Below are 9,084 nucleotides of genomic sequence, written 5' to 3'. Positions count from 1 at the left end.
GCCCACCGCCGAGCTGTCGCTAGATAAATCCAGGCGTGCCAACGCCTTCGGAAGCTCGCGGTACAACGAGATCGCGATGGCGGCGAAGGGCGCCGCGAGAGCGCCGACCATCGGCGACGGCACCCGGATCGCCACATTCGGCCACGGAATACCTGCGAACTCATAGCACTTTCGCGCACCGGCCTCCCAAACGGCCCATTCCTCTTCGGTGAGCGGGGTTGTGCGCCAGCCGTATTCGATCCACTCCTGAGCGAACGACGCCATGCGGTCGCGCTGCGCGGGGGTGAGTTCAGTGAGTTTCTTGGTCGGCATGCTCGTCATTTCGCCTCGATTGCGTGGGTGGGAGACGGTGACCCACGCCCGGAGTCGGGGAGTGGCCCCCGGGCGTGGGCACCTTGTGTCGGCCCTGCGATGCGCGCGAGTTGTGAGCCCGAATCTCAGTGGTGGGAGCGGGAACACCCGCCAGCCGGCGCCAGCGTTCGACGGGTGTCCAGGTGGTCAGCAGCGAGGGCAAAATGGGGTTGGGCCGGTAGCTGGGTTGCAGGTCGACAACCCGCACGCTGAACCGGGCGCGATGGCGGCCGCGCCTGAGCAGGGCGATCACGCGGACTTCTCCGTGGTGTCCTGAAATACCGGGTAGCCCTGGTAGTCGACCGGGGACCAGGCGGGCACGGTCCGCCGCACGAGGCGGGCCGCACGTAGGTTTTCGTCGCGGGGAACAAGCCCGCAGCTACGAACGCGGAACAGCTCGTCGCTGGCCGCGCCGAAATCGGTCCACGTCTTGACGAACTGGCCGAGGTAGTCGCTGTAGTCGGTGTCGTAGGTGTCGTAGGTGCCGTCGCCGAGCTGGATGGCGTACTCGAAAGAGCAGCCGGGTGGCGGGGTTTCAGTGTTCGGCCCAGACGGCCAGGCGTAGCGGCCGGTCCATCTGTCGCCTGGATCGCACCGCATGTTCCGCGTCTGTGTGTGCTGCCAGATGCCGCGGCGCAGCTCGATCGGCGCGCCGCAGTACTCGCACGTCGACACGGCCTCGGGGGCGATCGAGGCGGTCACACGGAGGCCTCTGTGCTGAGCAGCTTCTCCACATCTGCGCGGCGGATGCGCCATAAGCGCCCGCCCGGCAGTCGAGTCGCTGGTAAGTGGCCGTCGCGGATATACCGCTGGATGGTGCGATCGGTGACGCGCAGGATCTTGGCCGCTTCTTGAGGACTTATCTGTTCGTCATCTTCATGTTGCTCTGGCATAGACCGAAGTTATACCGGAGCGACATAGACGTCAACCACGACTTAAAGGTTGTCGCTTGTGTCGTTTATGTCGTAATGTTGGCTACATGACAGCTGACCTAGGTACGCGGCCTGAGGCCCGCACCTTCGATGAGAAGTTGGGCGAAGCCATTCACCAGGTGATTTGGCGCCGAAAGATCAAGCAAACCGAGTTCGCCAAGTCTGTTCTCGGCATTACGCAGCCGGCGTTATCGCGCAAATTACGCGGCGAACGCCCATTCTCAGCGGAGGAGTTAGGGCAAATTGCAGACGCGCTGCAACTTGATTTGAATCAGCTGACGCCGCGCAATTACACGGGGCCGTTCGGACCCGATGGCGACGGCGGCTCTGGCGGGTCGGCCACGAGCCGCAGGCAAATCGAGTTGATGCAGTACCGCTGATCGGTCGGCGTCGGGTAACCCTCGCCGGAGAACACATGGCCCAGGTGGCTGTGGCAGTTCGCGCACAGCACCTCGGTGCGGATCGCGCCCAAGGAGTGATCGGGGCGCAGGATCACCGCGTCGGAACTCGACGGGTCGAAGAACGACGGCCAGCCGCAGTGCGACTCGAATTTCTCTGTGCTGCGGAACAATTCGGCGCCGCAGGCCCGGCACTGGTAGATGCCCTGGGTCTTGGTGGCGGTGTACTCGCCGGTGAACGGACGCTCGGTGCCGGCGCGGCGCAGCACGTCGAACTCCTGCGGATTGAGCCTCTTGCGCCACTCGTCGTCGGACAGCTGCAGTTTCGGACGGGCGATGTCGGTCACGTCGCGCCGCTCCTTCCCAGATCTGGTACGGGTGCTGCCTCCACGCTAGCGCGGTCGGCCGGCGGGGTGAGCCACACCGGATCGATGCCGTCGTCCAGCCGGTTCTCCGCCTTGGCGTCCAGGTAGCGGAAATAGAGCACCGTGAACGTCACGATCAGCAGCAACGACCAGCCGTAGGTGATCTTCAGGTACTCCATCGCGCGGCCCCACCGCATCCAGTTGAACAGCAACCAGCGGTCCAGGGTCATGAAGCCGTAGATCCCCAGCCAGGCCGGCCAGTTGCGGATCACCGAGTTCGGCAGCACCACCGTCATCAGGAACGGGAACAACATCATCGAGTAGTAACCCTGGGCCAGCGACAACACCAGCCACGACCACAGCAACAGCACGCCCGAGGACGTGGTGAACCAGAACAGCGGGTCACGGGTGCGGTAGTAGCGGTACAGCAACCACAACGCGCCGATCGCGATCGCGGTGAACAGCAGCCGCAGCCCGACGATCAGCCAGGTCGGCAGCCCGAAGTACATGCCGTTGCCCTGGATCGAGCTGTTGAAGTAGTCCCGGGTGCCCAGGATGTAGGGCAGGGTGCGGGTGAAGAAGTCCGTCGCGTGCGGCACCACCGGGAACGCAGCGAGGTTGACGACCAACGGCACGACCAGCGCGGTGACCCACGCCCGCCACTGCCGGTTCAGCAGCGGCAACAGCAGCAGCGGTCCGAGCAGGGGTTTGAGCACCAGCGTCAGCCCGATCGCCAGCCCGGCCGCCCACTGCCGGCTGGCCCTACCGTCGAGCAGCCACTTCAGGAACAGCACCTCGAGCAGCAGGATGCAGCCGTTGATGTTGGTAAAGACCAGCGTGTTGGTCACCGTCTCGGTGCAGAACATCGCCAGGATCAGCGCCGGAGCCGCCACCGAGGACAGCGTGAAGTTGAACATCCGCAGCAGCAGGTAGGCGGCGATGAGGATGGCCACGGTGTTGATCGAGATGAACAGGTAGCGCGACGGCGCGAACGGCAGATACCCGAACGGCGCCATCAGCAGCGTGCCGCCCGGCGGGTACAGGTAGTGCGGGTCGACGTAGTCGAAATGCTCGTTGTAGATCTCCAGGCCGTGCCGGAAATTGGACACCGCCCGGTGGACCGGTTTGAAGTCGTCGGTGATGTTGCCGTTGGTGGTCAGCACGATGCTGCGGTGCAGCACCGAGAGGATGGCGACCGGCCACAGCACTGCCCGAAGGACTGATGCGGGGCTCGTGGGACCGGGACGGAAAGCGGCCTGCGCGGATTCCCGCAAGCCGGTTCTGGTCGAGTCAGCTGCCGTCACCAGCGCACCGTACTACGGGGCGTTCAGGCGGGGCAGTAGGTGTCGGTGCCGGGCAGCTTGCCGTTGTCGAGATAGCCGGTCAGCGGCGGAACCGCGCACGAGGAGTAGATGCTGGCGCCGTGGCCGATGCCCTGCCACATCACCCGCTTGCTGGCGGCGTTGGCGTTGATGACGGCGGCCGCCGTCGCCGCGACCCCCTCGTTGCCCGCGATCGGGTCGTTCTGCACACCCAGCAACAGCACATCGACCTTGAGCTGTTTGGGCGGCTGCGGCGTCGAACCGGTCGGCCAGTGCACGCATTTGACCAAGTTGAGCGCCGCGACGGTGCCGAACTGGGGGTAGAGCTTGCCCCAGGCGACCACCAGCTCGCGCACCCGGTCCGGAGTCGGCCGGTTCACCGCGTCACTGCAGTCGTTGACGAACTGCCCGTCGCTGTGTTGGACGGTTTCCGCGCGGTTGATCAGGTTGTTCAGCTGGTTCATGTCGCCGGAGCGGGCGGCAGCCAGCGCGTTGGCCAGGTTTGTGGTGTTGCCGACGCGGTCGCCGACCGGGAACCCCAGCGCGGTGGTGATGGCCATGACGATCGAGGCCACCGAGGCGCCGCCCAGGCCCTGACCGCTGCGCGCCGACGACAGCAGCGCGCTGATTGCGCCTTTCGGATCGGGTCCCAAAGCGCAGTTGACCGCCACGCACTGTCCGGCGAACGCGTCGAGCGCGGCCTGCTGACCTTTGACCTGCTGTTCGGCGACGGCCTCGGCGCTGGCGCCCAGCGCGACCGGCGAGTCCAGGATCAGCCGGGCCACTTTGTCCGGGCGGGACCCGGCATACGTCAGTGCCACCTGCGCGCCGTCGCCGATGCCGATCAGCGCGACCGCGGGGACGTCCCAGATGTTGCGCAGCCGCTCGATGTCGGACGCCGCGTGGGTGTTGTCGTAGGCGGAGTCGCCGGGCGCGATCGCGTCGGTGCAGTTGGTGGTGGCGGTGTTGGAGACCTCAGACAGGTTGGCCACCGGGTCGTCGCCGGTCTGGAACTGCGCCTGGTCGCGCATCTCTTCGCGGTCGAGGCGGTCGCGGCAGTCGATCGGGCTCGACGTGCCGATGCCGCGGCGGTCGATGGCGACGATGGGATGACTGCGCAGCACGTCCGCGCCGGCGCGGGACAGCCAGACCGGCAGCTGCGTCGAGGACGCGATGTCGGATCCGGTGGTGAAGATCAGCGGCCCGGCGTCCTTGGGGGTTTGGCCGGAGCGGGCACGGACGACGCCGATGCTCACCGATCCCGAACTGCCGTTGACCGGGTCGAGGTCGGCGTCGAAGGTGGCGCATTCCAGCTTGACCCCGGGTGCACCGGGTACACCGGCGTCGGCGTTGACCTTGGACGTGCAGTCGCGCCAGGACAGGTCGTTCTTGGGTACCGCGATCGGCGCCGGGCCGCTGGGCGGCGGTTTGGTGGTGGACACGCCCTGCGGGCGGGCGCCGGAATTGGTGGCGAACCGGGGGTCGGCGCCGAAAAGCGGGACGCAGCCGGACAGCATGGCGGCCACCACGATCAGGATCGTGGCGGGCATGATGCGCCGACTCATGCGGACCACAGTAGCGGGACCCCCCGACTACTCCCTGACGTAGCGCGTGTACAGATAGCCGGCGTCGTCGGCGAGAACGTGGGCACAGCGCATCCGGGTCTGCACCTGGCCCAGCCCCGCGGCGATGCGGTGGGCCACGCCGCCGACGACGAAGGGTGCGATGGTTAGGCACAGCTCGTCGAGCAGGTCGCGTTCGATGAACGCACCCAGCAGGGTGGGCCCTCCCTCGGTCAGGATGCGCGACAGGCCGCGGGACTGCAGGGCGGTCACGACGGTGGCCACATCGACCTCGCCGGGATCGTCTGACGAGCAGGCGACCACGTCGTCGACCAGTCCGGCCAGTCGCCGGCGGACGTCGTCGGCGGCAGCGGCACAGGTCAGCACCAACGGGGCCACCTCGGTGCGGGTGAAGACGGCCAATTCGTGGTCCAGGTGGCCGGTCTTGGTGACGATCGCGATCGGCGGCACCTCGCCCTGGCCACGGGCCTGCCGCTGTTGGCGCGCGGCCACGCTCAGGTGCGCACCGGCGTAACCCTCCGAGCGCACCGTTCCCGCGCCGACGACGATGACGTCGGCGAGTTCGCGCAGCACCACGAAGACGGCCCGGTCACCGGCGCTGCCCAGGGCGCCGCTGAGGCCTTCGACGGTGGCACCGCCGTCCAGGCTGGTGATGAAGTTCGCGCGGACCCAGCTGCGGTCCGGGGGATAGAAGTAGAGCTGAGGCAGTTCGGCGTCGCCGACGTCGCGCGCCGGGCCGAGCAGTCGCAGCGTGGCGTCGAACTCGGACACGAGGTTGATTGCAACACGCCGATACAGTTCCTTCATGCACGGGGCCGATTCGGGGGAGGTTGGGCACCTGGTGGATCGGCACCCGTCGGTGTCCTCGGAGCGGCTGATCGGCCAGTTGCGGCCGCCGCCGACGTTCGCCGACGTCAGCTTCGCGACGTACCGACCGGATCCGGCTGAACCCACCCAGGCCGCCGCCGTCGCGTCCTGCCGGGAGTTCTGCGAGCAGGCCGAGCAGCGACGGGCAGGCCGGAAAAAGTTGTTCGGCCGCCGCGAGGTGCTGCCCGGCGTCGGGTTGTATCTGGACGGCGGTTTCGGCGTCGGCAAGACGCATCTGCTGGCGTCGGCGTACTACCAACTGCCCGACGACAAACCCAAGGCATTCGCGACGTTCGGTGAATTGACCCAGCTGGCCGGGGTTTTCGGTTTCGCCGAATGCATCGAGCTGCTGGCCGACTACACCGCGGTCTGCATCGACGAGTTCGAACTCGACGATCCGGGCAACACCACGCTGATCTCGCGAATGCTGTCGTCTTTGGTCGAGCGCGGTGTGTCGGTGGCCGCCACATCCAACACGCTGCCCGAACAACTCGGCGAGGGCCGGTTCGCCGCGCAGGACTTTCTGCGTGAGATCAACACGCTGGCAAGCATTTTCAGCACCGTGCGGATCGAGGGACCCGACTACCGGCACCGCGACCTGCCGCCGGCACCGCCGCCGTCGTCCGACGAGGAGGTTGCCGCCCGCGCCGCCGATCGGCCGGGGGCCACGCTGGACGACTTCGACGCGCTGTGCGCGCATTTGGCCACCATGCATCCATCGCGGTACCTGACGTTGATCGAGGGCGTGACGGCGGTGTTTCTGACCGGCGTGCACCGTCTCGACGACCAGAACGTGGCCTTGCGGTTGGTGGCGCTGACCGACCGGCTGTACGACGCAGGCATTCCGGTGGTTGCCTCCGGGGCGAAGCTGGACACCGTGTTCAGCGACGAGATGCTGGACGGTGGCTACCGCAAGAAGTACCTGCGGGCCACGTCGCGGTTGCTAGCGCTCACAGCGGGGGGATTTCCCGGATCATGACGTGGTCGTCTTCGACGAACTCGCCCATCTGAAACGTCTTGGCGCCGTTGATCGCAAAGCCGCTCTTGACGTAGAAACGCAGGGCGCGGGTGTTTTTCTCGTTGGTGCCGAGCCACATGCAGCGGGCGCCCCATGCTGCGGCGGTGGCCACTGCGGCGTTCATCAGCTCCGTGGACACACCGTTGCCATGAAAGTCGGGCAGCAGGTACAGCTTCGACAGTTCGACCGCCGGCCGCAGCGGCACGGCGCGCTGAATGTTCTCGTCGTCGGGAACACCGCGAATCAGCATGGCGTAACCGACGATTCGGCTCTGTTCGCGGGCGACGAATATCGCGCGCCGGGGATCGTTCAGGTACGCGGCGAAACAGGCCGTCGACAGATTGGTGTCGACGAACGCGGCGATGTCCTGCGGACGCGACCACGGGGGGCAGGCCAACGGAAAGGTGCGCGCGGCAACGTCAGCCAATTCTTGGGCGTCACCGGGATCGGCGCGTTCGATCTTCAGATCAGAGGTTCCATTGCGCCAGGTGCACGCCGGTCTTGCGGTCCAGCAGGACGACCACGCTCACCGGGTCCCGATACGCGTCCCAGTAGACCCCGCCCCGCACCACCGAACCCTGCGGCGCGCTGGCCAGGGCGGCGTCCAGCCAGTCGGGAGCGTCGCACGGCCGCGGCTTGTAGGCGTCGGCGAACGGCGTGACCCCGTCGAAGCTGAAGTTGTTCGCCATGATGAAGGAATTGGGCACCCGTACCGCACGAACCACCACGTCGGCGCGGGCCACCGTGCTGTCGGGGAAGCTCTTGACCGGGACGCCGCTGCGCGTGTAGCCGAATCCCGGCGGCGGTTCGACCGGCACCACGCTGGTGACGGTGACGTCGGCGACATAGGTGCCGGTGTCCACCCGCAGGGTGTCGCCCAGGTGACCGATCGGTGCGTCGCCGGCGTGGGCGCGCGGCAGCGCGGCATCCACCGACAGCACGCCGGACCCCACGACGAGGAAGGCGGAAAGGACGATCAACCAGCGGCGCATCATCGCATGATTACACATGCGGTGACGCCGAGGGGAGGGGATTGTTCAGGTTGGGTTGGGCCCGCCGGTGGTCAGTGACTGTAGGGCGACCCGCAGATCGGTCTCGACCCGTTGCTTGTCGACGCCCGCTCGGTGCAGCGGCCCGGCGCCGTCCTCGAGTTCGAGTAGCGCCAGCAACATGTGTTCGGTGCCAATGTAGTTGTGGCCCAACCGGAGTGCCTCGCGGAAGGTCAGTTCGAGCACTTTGCGTGCGGGTCCGCTGAATGGGATCAGCGCCGGTACTTCCTCGGCACGCGCAGGAAGTTCGACGGACTGACCCAATGCTTCGGTGTCGACCTGCTGTTGTCGAAGCAGCGCGGTGGCCAGTGCGGCCGGATCGGCAAGAACGCCAAGCAGCAGATGGTCGGGAGCGATCTGGTTGTTGCCGGCCTGGTGCGCGGCGTTCTGGGCGGCGACCACCGCGTTGCGGGCCCGGGGGGTGAACCGTGAGAAGCCCTGATCGGGGTCCAGTGGAGCGGCGTCGGCCTTGGGTACGAATCGCTTCTGGGCGGCCTGTTTGGTGACGCCCATCGCTTTGCCGATCTCGGTCCAGGAAGCACCCGAACGGCGGGCCTGGTCGACGAAGTGCCCGATCAGGTGGTCGGCGATGTCGCCGAGGCTTTCGGCGGCCAGGACGGCGTCGGTCAGCTGGTCCAGTGCGCCGGTGTGCACGGTCTTGATCACGTCGATCAGATCGTCCAGGCGGACCGGGTAGGCAATTTGAGTCGGTTCGACCATGCCGTCAACGATAGGTTGACGCGGTGGCTGAGTCAACCGTGGGTTGACGGCTGGCTGCGCTGGCCTTCCGTTCGAGATGCGGGTGCGGTCCACCTCTGGGACCATCAGCAAGCTATGAGGGTGCTGCTGGCATTGACCGGTCTCGTCGCGCTGACTGTCGCAGCGGCGCCGGTGCACGCAGACCCCAGCCAGGACCAAGCTCTGCTGGTATCCCTGAACGCGGCCGGAATCAAATACAAGGATCCCGCGAGCGTGATCACCACCGGAAAAGCCGTGTGCGACATGGCCGCATCGGGTAAGTCGGGAGTCGAGGTCGTCCAGATGCTCCAGGGCGCGAATCCCGGTCTGTCGCAAGAGAACGCCGCCCGGTTCACCGCTATCGCGGCGGGCGTCTACTGTCCCGCGCAATTGCCGCCGAAGTCCGACTCCTAGCCGATGCGCGGTGTCGTGGCCGACGTCCAAGCGTGACCGAAACTTTC

13 protein-coding genes are annotated in these 9,084 nt (G+C 66.8%); 3 read left to right on the top strand and 10 right to left on the bottom strand.

Annotated features, from left to right (window positions below; all coding sequences use genetic code 11):
- The 3 genes from AC5Y4D_RS27040 to AC5Y4D_RS27030 all read right to left on the bottom strand — a co-directional run.
- Nucleotides 1-321 (bottom strand): hypothetical protein (locus AC5Y4D_RS27040; RefSeq protein ID WP_500038734.1); only part of this gene is annotated, 321 nt, incomplete at its 3' end.
- 279 nt (nucleotides 322-600) lie between these two features.
- Nucleotides 601-1,053 carry a hypothetical protein gene (locus AC5Y4D_RS27035; protein WP_500038733.1) on the bottom strand — a complete coding sequence of 151 codons (453 nt, stop codon included), beginning with the start codon at nucleotides 1,051-1,053 and terminating at the stop codon, nucleotides 601-603.
- Nucleotides 1,050-1,244 (bottom strand): helix-turn-helix domain-containing protein, encoded by a 195-nt coding sequence (locus AC5Y4D_RS27030; RefSeq protein WP_500038732.1) that lies wholly within the window; start codon nucleotides 1,242-1,244, stop codon nucleotides 1,050-1,052. The genes AC5Y4D_RS27035 and AC5Y4D_RS27030 overlap by 4 nt, the downstream gene beginning before the upstream one ends.
- Before the next feature lie 86 nt (nucleotides 1,245-1,330).
- On the opposite strand from AC5Y4D_RS27030, the gene AC5Y4D_RS27025 reads away from it, so the two are divergent.
- Nucleotides 1,331-1,663, top strand: coding sequence for a helix-turn-helix domain-containing protein (locus AC5Y4D_RS27025; RefSeq protein WP_500038731.1), 333 nt, complete (start codon nucleotides 1,331-1,333; stop codon nucleotides 1,661-1,663).
- Here AC5Y4D_RS27025 and msrB read toward each other — a convergent pair.
- Genes msrB through AC5Y4D_RS27005 form a run of 4 tightly spaced genes read right to left on the bottom strand, consistent with a single transcriptional unit; the run spans nucleotide 1,573 to nucleotide 5,758 of the window.
- Entirely contained in the window at nucleotides 1,573-2,019 is a 447-nt protein-coding gene (gene msrB / locus AC5Y4D_RS27020; RefSeq protein ID WP_500038737.1) for a peptide-methionine (R)-S-oxide reductase MsrB, read from the bottom strand. The two genes, AC5Y4D_RS27025 and msrB, sit on opposite strands and share 91 nt — an antisense overlap.
- 5 nt (nucleotides 2,020-2,024) lie before the next feature.
- Nucleotides 2,025-3,353, bottom strand: coding sequence for an arabinofuranan 3-O-arabinosyltransferase (gene aftC / locus AC5Y4D_RS27015; protein WP_500038736.1), 1,329 nt, complete (start codon nucleotides 3,351-3,353; stop codon nucleotides 2,025-2,027).
- Between the two features lie 20 nt (nucleotides 3,354-3,373).
- Nucleotides 3,374-4,933, bottom strand: a complete 1,560-nt coding sequence (locus AC5Y4D_RS27010) for an alpha/beta fold hydrolase (RefSeq protein WP_500038730.1) — start codon at nucleotides 4,931-4,933, stop codon at nucleotides 3,374-3,376.
- A 27-nt stretch (nucleotides 4,934-4,960) separates the two neighbouring features.
- Nucleotides 4,961-5,758, bottom strand: a complete 798-nt coding sequence (locus AC5Y4D_RS27005; RefSeq protein WP_500038729.1) for a pyrimidine reductase family protein — start codon at nucleotides 5,756-5,758, stop codon at nucleotides 4,961-4,963.
- Here AC5Y4D_RS27005 and zapE point away from each other — a divergent pair.
- Nucleotides 5,757-6,797, top strand: coding sequence for a cell division protein ZapE (gene zapE, locus AC5Y4D_RS27000; RefSeq protein WP_500038728.1), 1,041 nt, complete (start codon nucleotides 5,757-5,759; stop codon nucleotides 6,795-6,797). The genes AC5Y4D_RS27005 and zapE overlap by 2 nt on opposite strands.
- Here the strand turns inward: zapE and AC5Y4D_RS26995 are convergent.
- Genes AC5Y4D_RS26995 through AC5Y4D_RS26985 form a run of 3 tightly spaced genes read right to left on the bottom strand, consistent with a single transcriptional unit; the run spans nucleotide 6,769 to nucleotide 8,605 of the window.
- Nucleotides 6,769-7,302, bottom strand: a complete 534-nt coding sequence (locus AC5Y4D_RS26995; protein ID WP_500038735.1) for a GNAT family N-acetyltransferase — start codon at nucleotides 7,300-7,302, stop codon at nucleotides 6,769-6,771. The two genes, zapE and AC5Y4D_RS26995, sit on opposite strands and share 29 nt — an antisense overlap.
- 1 nt (nucleotide 7,303) lies before the next feature.
- Entirely contained in the window at nucleotides 7,304-7,828 is a 525-nt protein-coding gene (locus AC5Y4D_RS26990; protein ID WP_500038727.1) for a hypothetical protein, read from the bottom strand.
- A gap of 45 nt (nucleotides 7,829-7,873) precedes the next feature.
- A complete protein-coding gene (locus AC5Y4D_RS26985) occupies nucleotides 7,874-8,605 on the bottom strand; it encodes a Clp protease N-terminal domain-containing protein (protein ID WP_500038726.1) in 732 nt (243 codons plus the stop codon).
- 120 nt (nucleotides 8,606-8,725) lie between these two features.
- Here AC5Y4D_RS26985 and AC5Y4D_RS26980 point away from each other — a divergent pair, with 120 nt between their 5' ends.
- Nucleotides 8,726-9,037: a DUF732 domain-containing protein gene (locus AC5Y4D_RS26980; RefSeq protein ID WP_500038725.1), complete on the top strand. Its 312-nt coding sequence runs from the start codon at nucleotides 8,726-8,728 to the stop codon at nucleotides 9,035-9,037.
- The last annotated feature ends 47 nt before the right edge of the window (nucleotides 9,038-9,084 follow it).

Source organism: Mycobacterium sp. NGS67 (assembly GCF_059812185.1).
Note: the sequence above shows the minus strand (reverse complement) of the source record. Positions and strands in the feature narration are given on the sequence as shown.

What these genes read in the sequence shown, in the direction of transcription:
- AC5Y4D_RS27025 (WP_500038731.1), top strand. Translation starts at nt 1,331, where the DNA reads ATGACAGCTGACCTAGGTACGCGGCCTGAGGCCCGCACCTTCGATGAG.
- AC5Y4D_RS26990 (WP_500038727.1), bottom strand. Translation starts at nt 7,828, where the DNA reads ATGCGCCGCTGGTTGATCGTCCTTTCCGCCTTCCTCGTCGTGGGGTCC.
- zapE (WP_500038728.1), top strand. Translation starts at nt 5,757, where the DNA reads ATGCACGGGGCCGATTCGGGGGAGGTTGGGCACCTGGTGGATCGGCAC.
- AC5Y4D_RS27030 (WP_500038732.1), bottom strand. Translation starts at nt 1,244, where the DNA reads ATGCCAGAGCAACATGAAGATGACGAACAGATAAGTCCTCAAGAAGCG.
- AC5Y4D_RS26985 (WP_500038726.1), bottom strand. Translation starts at nt 8,605, where the DNA reads ATGGTCGAACCGACTCAAATTGCCTACCCGGTCCGCCTGGACGATCTG.
- AC5Y4D_RS27005 (WP_500038729.1), bottom strand. Translation starts at nt 5,758, where the DNA reads ATGAAGGAACTGTATCGGCGTGTTGCAATCAACCTCGTGTCCGAGTTC.
- AC5Y4D_RS27010 (WP_500038730.1), bottom strand. Translation starts at nt 4,933, where the DNA reads ATGAGTCGGCGCATCATGCCCGCCACGATCCTGATCGTGGTGGCCGCC.